14 protein-coding genes are annotated in these 17,346 nt (G+C 53.8%); 11 read left to right on the top strand and 3 right to left on the bottom strand.

The window, feature by feature from the left end:
* The first annotated feature begins 53 nt into the window (after positions 1–53).
* Positions 54–1,190, top strand: coding sequence for a tRNA guanosine(34) transglycosylase Tgt (gene tgt, locus BN2684_RS10915; RefSeq protein WP_058302185.1), 1,137 nt, complete (start codon positions 54–56; stop codon positions 1,188–1,190).
* A gap of 29 nt (positions 1,191–1,219) precedes the next feature.
* Positions 1,220–1,522 carry a preprotein translocase subunit YajC gene (gene yajC, locus BN2684_RS10910; protein ID WP_058302184.1) on the top strand — a complete coding sequence of 101 codons (303 nt, stop codon included), beginning with the start codon at positions 1,220–1,222 and terminating at the stop codon, positions 1,520–1,522.
* Between the two features lie 96 nt (positions 1,523–1,618).
* On the opposite strand, the gene BN2684_RS10905 is transcribed toward yajC, so the two are convergent.
* Both BN2684_RS10905 and spoVB read right to left on the bottom strand, forming a co-directional pair.
* Positions 1,619–2,005 carry a TIGR04086 family membrane protein gene (locus tag BN2684_RS10905; protein WP_058302183.1) on the bottom strand — a complete coding sequence of 129 codons (387 nt, stop codon included), beginning with the start codon at positions 2,003–2,005 and terminating at the stop codon, positions 1,619–1,621.
* A gap of 245 nt (positions 2,006–2,250) precedes the next feature.
* Positions 2,251–3,846, bottom strand: a complete 1,596-nt coding sequence (gene spoVB / locus BN2684_RS10900; protein ID WP_058302182.1) for a stage V sporulation protein B — start codon at positions 3,844–3,846, stop codon at positions 2,251–2,253.
* Between the two features lie 336 nt (positions 3,847–4,182).
* On the opposite strand from spoVB, the gene BN2684_RS10895 reads away from it, so the two are divergent.
* The 8 genes from BN2684_RS10895 to BN2684_RS10865 all read left to right on the top strand — a co-directional run bounded on the left by BN2684_RS10895 (position 4,183) and on the right by BN2684_RS10865 (position 13,435).
* Positions 4,183–4,377 (top strand): post-transcriptional regulator, encoded by a 195-nt coding sequence (locus BN2684_RS10895; protein WP_058302543.1) that lies wholly within the window; start codon positions 4,183–4,185, stop codon positions 4,375–4,377.
* 199 nt (positions 4,378–4,576) lie between these two features.
* Positions 4,577–5,806 (top strand): protein translocase subunit SecD, encoded by a 1,230-nt coding sequence (secD, locus tag BN2684_RS23900; protein ID WP_082651888.1) that lies wholly within the window; start codon positions 4,577–4,579, stop codon positions 5,804–5,806.
* Entirely contained in the window at positions 5,796–6,707 is a 912-nt protein-coding gene (secF, locus tag BN2684_RS23895) for a protein translocase subunit SecF (RefSeq protein ID WP_082651887.1), read from the top strand. Before secD ends, secF begins: the two co-directional genes overlap by 11 nt.
* A 112-nt stretch (positions 6,708–6,819) precedes the next feature.
* Positions 6,820–7,752, top strand: a complete 933-nt coding sequence (locus BN2684_RS10885) for a cation transporter dimerization domain-containing protein (protein ID WP_058302181.1) — start codon at positions 6,820–6,822, stop codon at positions 7,750–7,752.
* A gap of 14 nt (positions 7,753–7,766) precedes the next feature.
* Positions 7,767–10,214 (top strand): single-stranded-DNA-specific exonuclease RecJ, encoded by a 2,448-nt coding sequence (recJ, locus tag BN2684_RS10880; RefSeq protein ID WP_058302180.1) that lies wholly within the window; start codon positions 7,767–7,769, stop codon positions 10,212–10,214.
* 14 nt (positions 10,215–10,228) lie between these two features.
* Positions 10,229–10,741 carry an adenine phosphoribosyltransferase gene (locus BN2684_RS10875; RefSeq protein WP_058302179.1) on the top strand — a complete coding sequence of 171 codons (513 nt, stop codon included), beginning with the start codon at positions 10,229–10,231 and terminating at the stop codon, positions 10,739–10,741.
* Positions 10,742–11,069: 328 nt separating this feature from the next.
* Positions 11,070–11,726: a FusB/FusC family EF-G-binding protein gene (locus tag BN2684_RS10870; protein ID WP_058302178.1), complete on the top strand. Its 657-nt coding sequence runs from the start codon at positions 11,070–11,072 to the stop codon at positions 11,724–11,726.
* 392 nt (positions 11,727–12,118) lie between these two features.
* Positions 12,119–13,435, top strand: coding sequence for a WD40 repeat domain-containing protein (locus BN2684_RS10865; RefSeq protein WP_058302177.1), 1,317 nt, complete (start codon positions 12,119–12,121; stop codon positions 13,433–13,435).
* Between the two features lie 98 nt (positions 13,436–13,533).
* Here BN2684_RS10865 and uraA read toward each other — a convergent pair whose 3' ends face one another.
* Positions 13,534–14,820: a uracil permease gene (gene uraA / locus BN2684_RS10860; protein ID WP_058302176.1), complete on the bottom strand. Its 1,287-nt coding sequence runs from the start codon at positions 14,818–14,820 to the stop codon at positions 13,534–13,536.
* A 241-nt stretch (positions 14,821–15,061) separates the two neighbouring features.
* Between uraA and BN2684_RS10855 the strand changes: the two genes are divergently transcribed.
* Entirely contained in the window at positions 15,062–17,245 is a 2,184-nt protein-coding gene (locus BN2684_RS10855; RefSeq protein WP_058302175.1) for a RelA/SpoT family protein, read from the top strand.
* Positions 17,246–17,346: the final 101 nt, after the last annotated feature.

Below are 17,346 nucleotides of genomic sequence, written 5' to 3'. Positions count from 1 at the left end.
CTCCGGCTCGTCCGATGCAATTCATGAAAATATGATCCAAGATGAGGGATACCATGGCAGCTGTAACCTATGAACTGATCAAGACCTGCAAACAAACCGGCGCACGACTCGGCCGCGTTCACACTCCGCATGGAGTGATCGAAACGCCTTGCTTCATGCCGGTCGGCACTCAGGCCACCGTGAAGACGATGAGCCCTGAAGAGCTCAAAGAGATGGGAGCAGGCATCATCCTGAGCAACACCTACCATCTCTTCCTCAGGCCTGGACATGAATTGATCCGCCAAGCGGGCGGCCTGCACAAATTCATGAACTGGGACCGAGCCATCCTCACCGACAGCGGCGGCTTCCAGGTGTTCAGCTTAAGCGACAACCGCAAGATTATGGAGGAAGGCGTAAATTTCCGCTCTCACCTGAACGGGGACAAGCTGTTCATCTCTCCGGAGGTTGCGATGGAGATTCAGAACGCGCTCGGCTCCGACATCATGATGGCGTTTGACGAATGCGCGCCGTATCCGGCGGAATACGAGTACGTCAAACCGTCGATGGAGCGGACGACCCGCTGGGCGGAGCGCTGCCTGAAAAGCCATGCCCGTCCGCATGATCAAGCCTTGTTCGGGATCGTCCAAGGGGGAATGTTTGAAGACCTGCGCAAACAGAGCGCACGGGATTTGACTTCCCTGGATTTTCCGGGGTATGCTATTGGTGGTCTCAGTGTGGGCGAACCGAAACCGATCATGTATGAAGTTCTGGAATACACCGTGCCGCTCTTGCCGACAGGCAAACCACGGTATCTGATGGGAGTCGGCTCTCCGGATGCTTTGATTGAAGGAGCGATGCGCGGGATCGATATGTTCGATTGCGTGCTGCCGACGCGGATCGCCCGCAACGGAACGGTCATGACGAGCGAAGGCCGGCTGAATATCAAGAATGCCAAGCATTTCGATGACTTCGGACCTCTGGATCCGGAATGCGACTGCTACACCTGCCGCACTTATTCCCGCGCGTACATTCGGCATCTGATCAAAGCGGACGAGACCTTCGGCATCCGCCTGACCACCTACCACAACCTGCATTTCCTGCTGAACCTGATGAAGAAGGTGCGGCAGGCTATCATGGAGGATCGGCTGCGGGATTTCCGGGACGAGTTTTTTGAACAGTACGGTATGAAGGACAACGACAAAGGCTTTTAACGACATCGACGAAAAAGGAGGGGATTTCTATGTATTTGGCTAGTGGCACTGCCGGTACGGCCGGATATTGGTCCATTGTGTACATCGTGATTATGTTTGCCGTATTGTATTTTCTCATGATTCGTCCGCAGCAGAAGAGGCAGAAGAAAACGGCTTCCATGCTGAACAGCATCAAGAAAGGCGATAAGGTGGTCACGATCGGCGGCCTTCATGGTACGGTGATGGAGTTGACGGACGACACGGTTATTGTGCGCGTGAATGACGCGACGAAGCTGACGTTTGATCGGTCCGCCATCCGAACGATCACCTCTACTCCCGAAGAGGGCAAATGATCCGCATTCGTTAAGGAACAGCAAAGACGGCACCGAGCTGCTGAAGCCTCGGTGCCGTCTTTGCTGTTGGCTCGTCCGCAGAATCCCGAATCCGCATCACTTTCTCAAGTTGACTCCGATCATTCCTCCGACGGCTCCGACCGCGAAAGCGACGGCAGCCGCAAGCAGGGCGGACAAGTGGAAGGAACGATCGAAGCCGAGAAACCCGATCAGGTACAAGAGCAGCGCGTACAGAAGACCGGTCGCGCCCCCCGTGTACCAGCCTTTGCTTCCGGAACGCTTGCCCGCTGCCGCACCGCCGATGAATGCGGCAAGCAGGTGGACGACAATGGCGGCGGAAGGCAGGGAGCTTTCCTTCTGTCCGGTAAACGCGAGGGTGAGCGACAGAACGAGCGCTCCGACTGCCATCAGCCCAAACGCCCAGATGAGCCCTCCCAGAATGGGAAAGCCGAAGCGGGTTTTTTCGCTATGGGACATATTCATCGAACTAACCTCCCCGAATGCCGCATCATGCGGCGAACAATCCTATCCCTACATCCTATGGCCAAGCTAGGCGCGATATGCCTGCCAGTGAAGGTGAGAAGAACACGATTGCATGTGAGGAAGCAGAGCAGCCGAGAGGAAGCTGAATAAACCAACAAGCCCGTGAGACGATGCGCGAGAGGAAGTCACTCAAGCCTGCGAGAAGGAGCACAGCCCTGAGAAAGCTGCACAACACAAGCAGAAGCTTAATGCGGCCCTCTTTTATTCAAGAAGGGGAGCTTCTGTAGGTCTACCCGGTTGACGAGCCCCAACAGTGGGAGGCCGAGCACATAAACCGTCGTCCCTGCGGTTAAGGAGAGCAGGAATCGCGTGAAGGCTCCCTCGACGGGAGCATGGTTCATGACCCACATGCAAGCGGCGCCTGTTAGAGGAATCAGCAGGCAGATTTTAAGAAAGTCCCCGGACGGCATCGTAAAACGAAGCAGACGGGTTACGCTGTTCCAGTGAAGAACCGTAACCAGCATCATGTTGAAGCTGATGGCCAGGACGGCTCCCAGAATTCCAAACTCCGGTTTGGAGGCGAGCAGGAAAATAAGGCTGAGCTTGATTAGAGAACCGATCAAGGTGTTGAGCAGAGCCTTGCCCGGTTGGTTAAGCGCCTGCAGAGAAGCTTGCAGCGGACCTTGGCAGTACTGGAAGAGGGCTGCAGGGGCTAGCATTTTGAGCATGACGCCGATTTCACTGTTTCCATAGAGGTAATAACAGATCGGATCGGCTAGCACGTACAAAAAGACGGCGAACGGCGCTCCGCTGATCAACGCGAGCTTAATGGACTGATGCAGCCTGGTGTGGATGGTCTTCAAATCTCCCTTGGCGTTCGCTTCCGAGAGAGAGGGGACGAGCGAGACGGACAAGCTGTACGTCAGCACTCCAGGCAAGAACAGGACGGGCATCACCATGCCCTGCAAGGCTCCGTACTGCATGGTGGCGACGGCTGTCGCGACTCCGGCGAGTGCAAGGCTTTGGACGATTAAGACGGATTCGATAAAGTAGGAAAAGGAGCCGACCAAACGGCTGGCCGTGACGGGAACCGAAACCTGGATGAGCCGTTTCAACAGGCTTTTCGTGGTATCGGGACGCGTCTTGCCATAGGGTTTTGCCAAAGGGGGCGAGGGGAAGTCGCCTGCGATAACTGGCTGTTTCGACTTATAGTGGCGGTATTGAAGCAGCAGAACAGCCAGGCCGGCGATTTCTCCCGCCAGCATGCCGACCATCGCTCCCCCTGCGGCATACTCCAAGCCATATGGCAGCATGGCAAAGGAGAATACCAGCATCCCGATGATGCGGGTGATTGTCTCCATAAGCTGGGAGGCTGCGGTGGGGATCATGTTTTGTCTCCCTTGGAAGTAACCACGGAATACCGACGAGATCGCAGCGATTGGAATCACCGGACACATCCAGAGAAGCGGATACCCCACCCTAGGATCGGTAAAGAGAATTCGCGATAGCGCGGGAATCGCTGCGAGACATGCGAGCGTTACCGTAACTCCCAAGACCAGCGTAAATAATACGGATAGGTGAAGGATGCGTACGACGCGCTTCGAATCTCGTTTCGATTCGGCTTCCGCCACCAGCTTGGCTACGGCGAGAGGGATTCCCCCGGTTACCAATGTGAGAACGAGCATGAGGAAGGGGAAGCCCATTTGAAACAAGCCGACGCCTTCCGCTCCAATCACCCGAGGAAGGATGATGCGTGGAATGAAGCCGAGCAGCCGGTTGACAATGCCCGCCGCGAGCAGAATGATCGTTCCTTGAATAAAGGATTGTTTATACTTTTCCACGAGATTCTCTTCCTCCCACCCGCGATTTAGAGTATAGTGGGATGGGGACCAAGAGCGGATGCTCATGGCTTATCCCTTCCGGATAGTAAAGCGTATGCGGGACCTGTCCCTCCTCATGCCCGATTATTCGGGCCCAGGGGAGGAATCCGACGGTCTTTCGTCGAAATGGAATTCTCAAAGACGACCGTGCTCCGTTTCCGTTTTTTCAGTTGGATGAGCGCTTTCGAATTGCCAGGAACTTGAATGAAATGGAGGGATACTAGCTTGGAAGCGGATGAGCGGGAGCAAGAATTCGGTGTTGATGAGTTTTTGACGGTAGCGAGGAACTTGTGCGAGATGAAAGCCTCGGAATTCGCCTTGCTTGGATATGATCAAGTTACCTCGGATGATATCTGGAGCTGCGTCAGCGCCCGATACCAAAAAACCGGGTTTCCTATGCTTCATCGACTGACCAATGACATTTTGTCGCTCAAAGCTACCGAGTTTATGAATTGGATGACCATGCAGGCTTTCAAAGGGGCTTTTCTTTAGACGAATCCCGGCCTTCTCCGGCATGGACGCTGTAAGAGAGCCCGTTATCGACAGGAGTATGCGCCGATCCGTTCGGCCGAGCACCCCGCCGAGGGGTCTTTTTTTTGGCGAGATAACGCTTTCATGAGAAATTGACGGGTTTTTCACAGGTGAGTATAATAGGAATATTGGATATCGAAGGGAGACCGAACCGTAGAACATGGATAAGAAAAAGTTTGTCACATTTCTCGCGCTAATTGTTCTCATACTGGCCGCCGTTGGCGTCTCCAGTCCGTTCATCGTGAAAGAAGTTCGACTTGGCTTGGACCTGAAGGGCGGATTTGAAATCTTGTATCAGGCCACTCCGCTCGAAGAGGGGCAAAAGGTCACGAAGGAAAGCCTGAAAGAAACCGCGCACAGCTTGGAAGATCGGGTTAACGCAGCGGGCGTTGCCGAGCCTGAGATCACGACCGAAGGCTCCGACCGCATCCGCGTCCGGATCGCCGGCGTCGTCGATCAGTCGGAGGTCCGCAAAACGCTGAAAGAGCCAGCACGGCTAACGTTCCGAAATTCAGCCGGAGACATTGTCATGGACGGCAGCGACTTCGTGCCGAACGCGGCCAAGGTTGTCTTCGACCAATACAACCAACCGATCATCACGATCGAAGTGAAAGACAAAAGCAAATTTGCTGATGTCACGAAGAAGCTGACCGGTCAGCCCATGTCGATCAATCTGGACGACAAGAGCCTTGGCGCGCCAGTCGTTTCAGGTGAAATGACCGAAGGAAAGGCGCAGATTAGCGGTTATTCCTTGGATGAATCCAAAAATATCCGGGACACGATCAACCTTGGCGCGCTTCCCCTGCAACTGACCGAAAAATACACGAATGCGGTGGATGCGACCCTCGGTCAGAAATCGATGAACAACACGCTGCTTGCCGGCGGAATCGCCCTCGTATTGATTCTGTTGTTTATGGCGTTCTATTATCGGGTTCCCGGCTTGATTTCCTGTGTGACCTTGATTGTCTTTACCTGGCTCCTCCTCGTGGTCTATGTGCTCCTGAACGCAACTTTGACGCTGCCCGGCATCGCGGCATTTATTCTCGGGGTCGGGATGGCGGTTGATGCCAACATCATCACGGCAGAGCGGATCAAAGAAGAAATTCGTTCCGGCAAGTCGATCATGTCGGGCTTCCGCTCCGGTTCGAAGGTCTCGTTCCGCACCATTATAGATTCGCACGTAACCACGATCGTCGCGGCTGGCGTTCTGTTTACGCTTGGGATCGGCACGATTAAAGGCTTCGCACTGACGCTGATTTTCAGTATCCTCTTGAGCCTGTTCACGAACGTCTTCCTGTCGCGTCTTCTGATACAGATGCTTGTTAAGAGCGGCGCCGTCAAAAAAACGACTTACTTCGGCGTTAAGGAGGATGAAATCCATGCACTTTAAGTACAATATCCACTTCAATTTCATGAAGCATAGCAAGAAATTCATGCTGTTCTCCATCATCGTGACCTTGCTTGGCGTGGTCTTCCTGTTTACGGAAGGACTCAACCGCGGCGTCGATTTCAAAGCAGGCACCACACTTGACATCAATGCGGGGAAAACGATCGAAAAGGCGAAGAGCGAAGAGATCATTACGACGGCTGGACTCTCCCACGGGATCATAACCCCCGGCGGCGAGCGCGTCTCCATCCGCTTTGACAAAGTGCTTAACGAAGCCGAAGTAGCCAAAGTGAAAGCCGGCTTCATCGATGCGTACGGGAAGGATGTCAGCCTGGAAGAAAACACGGTTGATACTTCGCTCGCGCAGGAGCTGGCCCAAAAGGCAATCATTGCGGTCTTGGTCGCCAGTGTGTTCATTTGCATTTACGTAGCGATTCGCTTTGAATGGCGGTTTGCCATTTCCGCTATTGTTTCGCTGTTCCACGATGCATTCTTCACGATCAGCATATTCTCGATCTTCCATCTAGAAGTCAACTTGACCTTTGTCGCTGCGATCTTGACGATCGTCGGGTATTCCATCAACGATACGATTGTTATCTTCGACCGAATCCGGGAAAACATGAGATTTGCCAAAGTCAAAAATTACGATGACCTTACCCACTTGGTCGATGCCAGCGTATCTCAAACGCTGACGCGTTCCATCAACACGGTTGTCACCGTATTCGTCGGCGCATTGCTGCTGTTTCTTCTCGGAGGCGAATCGATTCGCCATTTCTCGCTGGCCATGATGGTCGGCCTGCTCTGCGGAGCCTATTCGTCCATCTTCATTGCGGCTCCTCTGTGGGCGATGATGAAGAAAAGTTCGCTTCAGAAACCCCGCAAAGCTGCTGTTGCCAAGCCGTAAGCTCTTTTTGGAAAGGAAGGGGTGCAGGGAGGAGGTTCCTGTCTGCGCCCCTTCCTGTTCCTATCTGATCCGATAGGACTCAAATGAATCAACGGAAATGAAGAGGTGCATGATGGCTTTACAACGGAACCATCTTCGGAATCGAACAACGCGTTCGACAGCGGTTCGAACGGTTGCGCTCGCCGGCTGTAAAGCGGCGGCCGGAATCGTCGCCGGAAGCACGTCGCTCGTTATTGACGGTCTGTCCTCTCTGTCGCAGGGCCTTGGTCCGGTTGCCCGATTGGTCTTTCGCAAAAAGGAACTGACGCGGTCCGATTCCCAACTTGTGCAGAAAGCCTATCCCATTCCTCATTTGATCGCTATATCCTTCTATCTGTTTCTCGGTTTCGAGGGCGCAGCCTTGTCCTTAAAGGAACTGTTATCGGATGCTCCGGAAGGACGTCCTTTTCCTTACCCGATCGTCGGGCTTGCCGCTGCCGTCCTATTTGCGGGTCTGCACGTAGCTGCACGGTTGAGAGGACGGGACAAAGCGGGCGAATTTCGGAAGATGATGCGCTCCGGCGCGATTCCTTCCCTGCTTGCGTTAGTCGGAAGCCTGAACGTAGCTCTATCGGGATTGTGGGGCATGGGGGTGGCTCATCGTCTGGATGCCGCCGCCGGTCTTGCCATCGGTGCGCTCATGATCCGAAATGGATGGAAGCTGGCTGTCGGGCAGGCACCTAGTCAGTCCCATCCAGGACGAGGTCACCGTGATGTAGAGGAATTGATAAAGGCAGCCCAAGAGGTTAGGGGAATCATTATGGTGGATGCTCTCGAAGCTTGCGAGCAGGGCCACTATGTCGCTGTGACCGTCACCGTTAGCGTGAATCCGCACATTTCGGTAGCCGAAGGTCAAGAGATCGCGAGGTCTCTAAGCAGTCACCTTCTTCATGAGTTTTTGCATCTGTCGGATGTGTTGGTCATCGTTCATCCATACGACAGAGGCTATCCTTACAATAACGGCATCGGATCGGAGCATCCTGTCTTTCCTCCGATGGTGCATTAGAGAGTTGGGTCAGCATGGTACCGTCAAGAGCAAGATGGAAGATCGGGCAGGCGGAAGAAGCCGCTGCGAACGAGCTGTCCGCCCGCCTTGGCGTAGATCGGATTGTCGGGCTCTTGCTTGTCTCCCGGGGAATCGTCGATAGGGAGGAAGCCTCTCGCTTTCTGAACGCCGATGTGAATGACCTGCATGACCCGTATGAATTGGACGGGATGAGAGAAGCGGTTCAGCGTATTCGCGAGGGCCTTGCAAAGGGCGAGAAAATCCGGATCTATGGTGATTATGATGCAGATGGAGTGAGCAGCACCGCTCTCATGTCCCGGCTGTTTCGGAGCCTGGGCGCGAATTTCGACACCTATATTCCGCATCGGGCGACCGAAGGGTATGGACTCAATCGCGCTGCTATGGACCGCGCAGCCGAAGCGGGAGTTTCCCTGATCGTAACAGTAGATACGGGGATCAGCGCTCGGGAAGAGATCGCATATGCGCGTGAGCTTGGCATGGATGTGGTCGTAACCGATCATCACGAACCTCCTGCAGAATTGCCGGAAGCGATCGCGGTGGTGAATCCGAAGAAGCCCGGCTGCCCTTATCCATACAAGCAGCTGGCGGGAGCAGGGGTCGCATTCAAGCTCGCTCAAGCGCTCCTCGATCGAATTCCGGCCGAGCTGTTTGACATTGCGGCAATCGGGACGGTAGGCGATTTGATGCCGCTCACGGACGAGAACCGCATCATCGTTAAGCAGGGAATCGAACGGATGCGAACCGGATCTTACGCCGGGATCAAAGCTCTGTTCGATGTGGCGGACGTCGACAAAAGAACGATGAACGCCGGCCACATCGGTTTCGCTCTCGCTCCTCGCATCAATGCGAGCGGTCGTCTGGATGCCGCGGATCCAGCGCTTCAGTTGTTGACGACCGATGATCCGGAAGAGGCGGCGGAGCTTGCCCTCCGCTTGGACCTGCTCAACCGGGAGCGTCAGCGGATTGTCGATGAGATCGCCGCAGAGGCGCTCCTGCTGGCCGCAGAGCAGAAGACGGTCAGTGGCGGCGTGCTAGTCGTCGCTAAGGAAGGCTGGAATGTCGGTGTCATCGGCATTGTCGCTTCCAAGCTGTTGGAGCGGTTTTATTGCCCGACAGTAGTTCTCAGCATCGACCCTGAGACAGGGCTTGCCAAAGGCTCGGCCCGCTCGATTGCAGGATTCGATATGTATGAGGCATTGACCGGCTGCGGCGATCTTATGGAGCATTACGGGGGTCATCAAGCCGCGGCTGGAATGACACTGGAAGCCGGGAACATCTCCGAATTCCGCGAGCGGCTCGGCAAGTTCGCTGACGAATGGTTGACCGAAGCGGATTATCAGCCAATTCTGAATGCCGATTTGGAATGCGCTCTCGACGGCTCTCCTCTCGGCTGGATCAAGGAGCTGGAGCAGCTTGCTCCCTTTGGAGCGGGCAATCCCGCCCCACGTTTCGTCTTTCGCGATCTGAGAATCATGGACATGAAGACGATGGGCAAGGATAACCGACATATGAAGCTGCAGGTCGCTCCGTGGACGGCGACCGAGAATCGCAAGCCGATCGTGCTCGATGCCGTAGGTTTCAGCAAAGGCTCCATGCTGAACACGATCTCCTCCACGGATCGAATCGAACTGCTCGGGGAATTGACTTTGAATGAATGGAACGGTTCGGTGAAGCCGCAAATTCTCATTCAGGATCTGTCGATTCCCGAGATGCAGGTCTTCGACTTCCGAGGAGCCGGCCTAACGGATTCCCGCTGGAAAAGTCTTGCCTTACCGGATGCATCCCTCGGCGTGGTGCTGTTCACGCCTGAAGATGCCGACAAAGTCCCTGCCGAGCTGAAAGAAGCGGCAACGCTTTGGCTCTGGGAGGGGAATCGGGAGCCGAAGCTGCTGCAGGAACCCGTTAAGGGAAAGGCAGCTTCCTCCGGCCTGTCCTATGAGGAGCTTCAAAGCCTCGTTCTCCTTACCCTGCCGCCCTCGCTAGAGGCTTTGCGAGCTGCTCTGCGGCAGGCACGAGAGGCGGGGCGCTTGTATCCGGTCTTTCTTGCTCCGACTGATGAAGCAGGGATGCCGTCTCGCGATATGTTCGTTCAGATCTACTCGACCCTGCGCAAGGAGGGGACTGCCGGACAACGAGGAATTGACCCGGTTCATTATTTAAGCAGAAGGGCTGGTTTGTCGGCTTCTCATGTCCGTTTCATTCTGGATGTGTTTGAGGAACTGGAGCTGGTGGAACAGGCGAGCGGAGACTATCGGTGTACCGTATCTCCTGCGAAACGCGATTTGACGGAATCGGGCCGTTATCAGGATCGCCTAAGATTCCGGCAGGTCGAGGAAGAACTGCTGTACAGTACAGCCAAAGATTTAACCCGCCTCCTTAAGGAGCTGCGGGACCGCAAGGAAACGAAGGTCATTCAGGGGAATCGAATCGATACCCCATAACGGAGGGAACTCTCATGGATTTCAAAGAGTATATTCGCAACATCCCCGACTTTCCCCAGCCGGGCATTCAGTTCAAGGACATCACCACGCTGCTTAAGGACGGCGCTGCATATCGCGAGGCGATTGACCAGTTCCGTGACCTTTACAAGGACAAAGACATCGAGCTGGTAGCCGGTCCGGAAGCTCGCGGTTTCGTCGTTGGCGCACCGCTCGCCTATGCGCTGGGTGCGGGCTTCATTCCGATCCGCAAGAGCGGCAAGCTGCCTTATGAGTGCATTGAAGCGGAGTACTCGCTGGAATATGGCAAGGATAAGCTCGCCATGCACGTCGATGCCATCAAGCCCGGACAAAAGGTGCTGATCGCCGACGATCTTCTGGCGACGGGTGGAACCATTGCCACCACGATCGAACTCATCCGTAAGCTTGGCGGAGAGATCGTCGGAGCCGCGTTCCTCATCGAGCTGGAATTCTTGAATGGCCGAGAGAAGCTGGACGGCATTGAAGTGTTCTCGTTGATGAAGTATTAAACGGATAAGGTTATCAAATAGCAGGTCTGTTGCCCGCTTAGGGTACTGGACCTGCTTTCTTTTTCGGAGACTGATCTTTCTTTATAGTGAATCTTGGGTTTGCTGTCCGGAAGCGATCGTCCTATAATGGAACGAGGAAGGGGGTCGGTATCCATGGCAAAACAGTTTGCTGGAGTTCGCATCGGCTCATGCAAAGCCTAATTCAGGGCGATCCTTTGCGTGGGCGATCCTAATTGATTGATGGTCGCTCGATTTGGGGAACAAGGATCCCCTGCCATGGCTTTGCCCCCATTGGACGAAATTGACTATCCAAATAGGAGTGAATCCCATGTGCGAACCTTTCCTCTATAATCACCAATACAATGCTCTCCGCAAGCAAGTGACGGCCCTTCATCGAGCCTGCAGCACCGTCTCGGACCCGAAAGTGGTGGAATCCGTACGGCTCGGTGCGATGGCCTGGGTCCGTGAAGCTTTTCCGGAGGCAACCGATGAACAGCTTCCGCTTCTGAATGCTTTTACCGACATGACCCAGTCGGAGCAGTTCCAACAGTACCTGCTCACGCTGGAAGCATATCGAGCAACAGACCTGCAGGCGACGGAAAAGCAGATCTCGAAGCTGTATCCAAAGATCAAGAAGCTCAAGGTACCCGATCTCAGTTTGATCGACACGCGCAAGCTGACCTACCTCGGTTGGATCGACATCGCGGCGAACCGGATGTTCATGGTCTACCGATGGAATGGAGAGTTGGTCGGTATCGAAGGCCGCTACACCCCGGCGAACAAAGGCGTCTGTTTCCTCTGCAACCGTATCGAGAATGTAGCCTTATTCTCAACCGTTGCCAAGTACCGTCCGCCGGGCTCCTCGCCGGATTACTACAAAGCGATCGGGCAGTACATGTGTCTTGATCACGATGTCTGTAACCATAACATCACCGACGTCGCACCTTTGGAAAGGTTTCTAAAGGAAGCGTTGAAGCCGCAGTGAGGTAATGGCTCCCTATAAAACAGCAAGCCCCGGCTTGGAAGAGCGCTCGCTCCTCTAAGACCGGGGCTTTTCTATTATTGGAAACTTGAACGGGATCATGGTTTCACCAAGGATGATGCGTTAACATAGTGAAAGATAATAAGATGATGATGAACGGCCAATAGATAATAAACGTGCGCTTTTGCTCTTTAAGATAACCCCTCCTGAATGAATTGGGTTGATTCCGTCTACTTCTATAGACACCCGTCCAACATCCTCTTGTTAAACGCTCTTTCTTTTTCCAGAAAAGGTTGAGATTTGGTTGATTCTGGAGTAATTTTAAGGAAGGATTTCTAGTATGCACTTAGTTGCCGCGAGCCGCCGAAACACATGCTCCTGATGGAGGAAGCCATATGCCTGCTGCCAATCGAAAGAAAGCGATCACGGTTTGGCTCCTGATCGTGATTCTCTTGGGGTCCTCAGCTCTGCTTGTTCTCAATATGAATCATAGAAGACCGATTCACTCTGCAGAGAGGGAGCATTCGACTCCTTCTGCAGAAGTCCTGCCTGTACAGACGCGGTCGAGTGTTGTAGGACTGCTTAGCGATCAGAAGAACGGAAGCGATATGGTGAGCTACGATACGTCCACCTGGGAGCCGACGGTTCTGCTTCATTTGCCCGCAGTTACGCCGGATAATTATGCCGCGTTATCTTCGGACGGGAAATACGCCGCTTATACCACTTGGGACGATCAGGTTGAGAGAAGGTATCTGAATATTTACACCTTTGCTACGGGGAAGACCGAATCCTTTTATCAGGATATGCCGCTGCGGAACGAAATCATAAAGCTATCATGGCTTCCGGACAATCAGACGCTGGTGTTCATCCAGAATGATGCAACGACTAGCTCGTATCAGGAGATCAAGACGTTTGATATTGCGACAAGGGAAGAAAAGGTGCTGGTAAGAGGAGAGGTTTGGCGTGTACGGACGGTTGAAGATAAAGGGAAAACCGCCGATCGCTTTTATTTGAAAGGGAAACAAGCTTATTTGTCCGTTAAGGAAAAGAAGGACGCTGCTTCGTATCAGAAAGATGATCCGATCCAAGAGGAAGAATGGAATTATTACCTGAATCAGACGGACCTAGATGAAATCTATCACGAATTCGGTGGAAAGGGCAAGTTTGACATCGAGAAGGTTCCTACGATGATGAATGTTGGTTTCTCAGCCCCTCGGGTGTCCGATGACGGGACCAAGCTCATCTACAGCGCGGTTTTGGATCGGAGCAGCGCCCCGGGTGCACAGACTCCTCTATGGATGTGCGCGTCAATTTGGCTGTATGATTTGAAAAGCGGTCAAACCTCAATCGTGTATTCGCAGGAAGACGGCGGCTCCATAGGGCGAGTGGACTGGTTGAGCGATGACGAAATTTGCTTTATTTCCTATTACGACTTCCAAGGCAGCCGGGATTCCGTTAATACTTTACGTCTATCTACCCAAGAGCATCGAGTGGTATTTCCTTATTCGGACGAGCATTATAATAATACGACGCTCCTGCCGGTGGGGAATCGGCAGATCACCTTTACTAGCTCCCAAAAGGGTGACATCTATGAACAATCAAAAACAATTCTGTTGAATGCTGATACCGGCTCTTATCGGGAGCTTGATGTGAAGATGGGCGAGAGACAAGTCTTATTGGACAAATTCATTCACGTTAAAAAGGAACGATAGAAAGGATTCGCATACTTCCGTCGTTATGCAAAAAAAGCGGCCGCTCCCCGATGAAAGTCGGGGGACGGCCGCTGCTGCTTGTCCTAATGTCAAAACGCTTACCGTTCTTCGTTGTCGATCTTCAGCACTTCGAACAGCTTGAACAGCAGGCTCAGGATAATGGCGACGACTGTGGCGAGCGCCATGCCCTTGAGCTCGAAGTTGCCCCAGGTAAACTTGGTGCCGCTGATTCCGATGACGAGTACGACGGCGGTGAGGATCATGTTGATTGGCTTGTTGTAATCCACCTTCGATTCCACCAACATGCGGATACCGGAGACGGCGATGATGCCGAAGAGCAGAATGGAAACGCCGCCCATGACGGCTCCCGGAATCGCTGCGATCAGTGCAGCAAGCTTGCCGCAGAAAGCGAGGATGACCGAGAAAATGGCCGCGCCGCCGATAACCCAGGTCGAGTATACCTTCGTCATGGCGAGCACGCCAATGTTTTCCCCATAGGTGGTGTTAGGCGTCGAACCAAACAGGCTGGAGAGGACCGTGGAAATCCCGTTGCCGAGAAGCGAACGGTGCAGACCCGGATCCTTAGTCAAGTCCTTGCCGACGATGTTGCTGGTGACGACCAAGTGGCCGATGTGCTCGGCGATGACGACGAGAGCGGCCGGAAGGATGATCAGGAAGCTGGATAGATCGAAATGCGGAGTATAATGAGTAGGGAGATCGAACCATTTGGCTTCTCGCACCATATCCCATTTCACCAGATTGAAGAAGGCGGGAGCGGAGATGACGTAGCCGACGATGATCGCGATAAGAATCGGGATGATCTTCATGAAGCCGCGGAAGAGAACGTTACCGAAGATGATGATCGCCATCGTGATGACCGCGACGATGACTGTGTTGGTGTCGACTTGGAACGTATTGGGGTCAACGCCTTCGGCTGGGATAAAGCCTGCCATACGAGCTGCAACCGGGACAAGCTCCAGGCCGATGACGGCGACGATGGCGCCCATGGCTGCTGGCGGGAATACGACATCGATCCAGCCAATGCCTACTTTTCCGACGAGGAGTGCTACGATGATGAAGATGACCCCAACGCCCATGAATCCGAATAGCGCCTGTTCGTACGAACCGCCGCTAGTAGCGAGAATGACGAAGACAGGTGAGAGGAACGCGAAGCTGGAACCGAGGTACGCCGGAATCTTGCCTTTGCAAATGAAGAGATAAAGCAGGGTGCCGATGCCGTTCATCAGCAGGATCGTAGCGGGGTTGACGCCAAACAGGTTTGGAACGAGGACGTTCGAAGCAAACATGGCGAACAGATGCTGCAGGCTGAGCGGGATGCTCTCGATGAGCGGAGGCCGCTCATTCACTTGGATAACGCGCGACAAATGGGTTCCTCCTCGAGTGGAATTTTGTTGAATGGTACCGAAAATATGCCTCGACTATCGTAGCAGAAAACCATTCTTGTGCCTAGTAGCTCATCAACTCTTTTTTTATCCCAAGAGTTGATGAACTGCCTCGTGTCTAAATTATGCCCGTTTTTTGGCGACAAACCGCTGCTATTCTTGACGAAGTGACGCGGCAAGGGCATAATTGAAGTCAAACCAGTAACCGGGAAAGGGTCTCAGCATGGGCATTGAGCAACTGATACAGAAGGCATCCGCCTATATCAAGGAATCCGATCTCGTCCGCATTCGGGAAGCCTATGAATTTGCCGATCAGGCTCATCAAGGCCAGCTCCGCAAATCGGGCGAGCCTTATATTCTACATCCGCTGGCGGTCGCCGATATCCTGATCAACATGCAAATGGATGCAACTTCGATCATTGCAGCGCTTCTCCATGATGTGGTGGAGGATACGACCGTTTCTCTCGATGCCGTGCGTCAGCAGTTCGGCCCGACTTGTGCGTCGATCGTGGATGGTCTGACCAAGCTGGAGAAGATCAAGTTCAAATCGAAGGAAGAGCACCAGAACGAGAATTACCGGAAAATGTTCGTGGCGATGGCTCAGGACATTCGGGTGATTCTGATCAAGCTGGCCGATCGCCTTCACAACATGCGCACCTTGAAGTACCAGTCCGAGGAGAGCCAGCGGCGGATCGCTGAGGAGACGTTGGAGATCTTTTGTCCAATCGCCCATCGGCTCGGGATCTCTGCGATCAAGTGGGAGATGGAGGACATCGCTCTCCGCTACTTAAACCCGCAGCAGTATTACCGGATCGCCAACCTCATGCAGAAGAAACGGACCGAGCGCGAGCAATACATCGACAACGTCATCCGGATGATTCGCGAAAAGGTCGGCGAAATGGGCATTGAAGGCGACATCTCCGGACGGCCGAAGCACATCTATAGCATCTATAAGAAAATGTCCGAGAAGGGTAAGCAGTTCAACGAGATCTACGACCTACTGGCCATTCGTGTGATCGTGGACAACATCAAGGATTGTTACGCGACTCTCGGAATCATTCATACTCTTTGGAAGCCGATGCCTGGGCGTTTCAAGGATTATATTGCTATGCCCAAGGCGAACATGTACCAGTCGCTGCATACGACCGTGATCGGACCGAACGGGGAGCCGCTTGAGGTTCAGATCCGCACATGGGAAATGCATCGGACGGCGGAATACGGGATCGCGGCGCATTGGGCCTATAAGGAAGGGACAGTCGTACCCGACGGAACGTTTGAGGAGAAGATGAATTGGGTCCGGGAAATTCTCGAGCTTCAGAGCGAAGCGAAGGATGCTTCAGAATTCATGGAGTCTCTGAAAATGGACTTTTTCTCGGACCTTGTCTTTGTGTTTACCCCAAAAGGCGAGGTGATTGAGCTGCCTGCCGGCTCGGTGCCGCTTGATTTTGCCTACCGGATTCATACGGAGGTCGGCAACCGGACTATCGGAGCGAAGGTAAACGGGCGCATTGAACCGCTCGATTACAAGCTGAAGAACGGCGATATCGTCGAGATTCTCACGTCCAAGCATTCCTACGGACCGAGCCAGGACTGGATTAAGCTGGCCGGGTCTTCCCATACCCGCAGCAAGATTAAGCAGTATTTCAAGAAGGAGAAGCGCGAGGAAAACGTCGAAAAAGGGCGTGAAGCGGTCGAACGCGAGCTGAAGCGGCTGGGCTTCGAGTCGAGCGCGCTCATGACGGACGAGAAGCTCCTGGAAGTGGCGGCCAAGTTCAGCTTCAACGATATCGACGACATGCTGTCCGCCGCCGGATTCGGAGGCATTACGCCGGCACAGATCACGACCCGTCTGACGGAGAAGCTGCGCAGGGAATCGGAAGCGGACAATCTTCTTCAGCTGACGAATGAGCTGAAGGAAGTCAAGTCCGCTCCCGAGAAAGAGAAGAAGAGCCGGCCTATGCATGGGGTTCGGGTGAAAGGCGTGGACAACCTGCTCGTCCGGTTCGCCCGCTGCTGCAATCCGGTGCCGGGAGACGAGATCGTTGGCTACATCACACGCGGCCGGGGAGTTTCTGTCCACCGCACGGACTGTACCAATCTGCCCTCCACGACCGACGAAGAGAACCGTCTGATCGAGGTGGAATGGGCAGAGGATGCCGAAGCCAATTATACGGTTGAAATCGAGATCACCGGTCATGACCGCCGCGATCTGCTGCGGGAAGTGCTTCAAGCCGTCTCTGAGACGAAGACGACGATCTCGGCCGTATCCGGCCGCTCGGACAAGAACAAGCTGGCGCTCATTCACATGACCATTCTGATCCACAACATTGATCACTTGGAGTCCGTGGTAGACAAGATCAAGCGTATCCGCGACGTCTATTCGGTGCAGCGGATCATGCAGACGTAACAGACATAACAAGTGATACGGATCGCAGCGCGACGCAGAAAAATGGGATGCGGCGCTGCGATCCCTCTTTATATAAGTGGAAGCTAAGTGGAGGAAACGAA

It is taken from the genome of Gorillibacterium timonense (assembly GCF_001457415.1).
Lineage (GTDB): Bacteria > Bacillota > Bacilli > Paenibacillales > NBRC-103111 > Gorillibacterium > Gorillibacterium timonense.
Note: the sequence above shows the minus strand (reverse complement) of the source record. Positions and strands in the feature narration are given on the sequence as shown.

Excerpts from the sequence above, each read along its gene's own strand:
- tgt (WP_058302185.1), top strand. The coding sequence starts at position 54 with ATGGCAGCTGTAACCTATGAACTGATCAAGACCTGCAAACAAACCGGC.
- yajC (WP_058302184.1), top strand. The coding sequence starts at position 1,220 with ATGTATTTGGCTAGTGGCACTGCCGGTACGGCCGGATATTGGTCCATT.
- BN2684_RS10905 (WP_058302183.1), bottom strand. The coding sequence starts at position 2,005 with ATGAATATGTCCCATAGCGAAAAAACCCGCTTCGGCTTTCCCATTCTG.
- BN2684_RS10895 (WP_058302543.1), top strand. The coding sequence starts at position 4,183 with ATGAAAGCCTCGGAATTCGCCTTGCTTGGATATGATCAAGTTACCTCG.
- secD (WP_082651888.1), top strand. The coding sequence starts at position 4,577 with ATGGATAAGAAAAAGTTTGTCACATTTCTCGCGCTAATTGTTCTCATA.
- secF (WP_082651887.1), top strand. The coding sequence starts at position 5,796 with ATGCACTTTAAGTACAATATCCACTTCAATTTCATGAAGCATAGCAAG.
- BN2684_RS10885 (WP_058302181.1), top strand. The coding sequence starts at position 6,820 with ATGGCTTTACAACGGAACCATCTTCGGAATCGAACAACGCGTTCGACA.
- recJ (WP_058302180.1), top strand. The coding sequence starts at position 7,767 with ATGGTACCGTCAAGAGCAAGATGGAAGATCGGGCAGGCGGAAGAAGCC.
- BN2684_RS10875 (WP_058302179.1), top strand. The coding sequence starts at position 10,229 with ATGGATTTCAAAGAGTATATTCGCAACATCCCCGACTTTCCCCAGCCG.
- BN2684_RS10870 (WP_058302178.1), top strand. The coding sequence starts at position 11,070 with ATGTGCGAACCTTTCCTCTATAATCACCAATACAATGCTCTCCGCAAG.
- BN2684_RS10865 (WP_058302177.1), top strand. The coding sequence starts at position 12,119 with ATGCCTGCTGCCAATCGAAAGAAAGCGATCACGGTTTGGCTCCTGATC.
- BN2684_RS10855 (WP_058302175.1), top strand. The coding sequence starts at position 15,062 with ATGGGCATTGAGCAACTGATACAGAAGGCATCCGCCTATATCAAGGAA.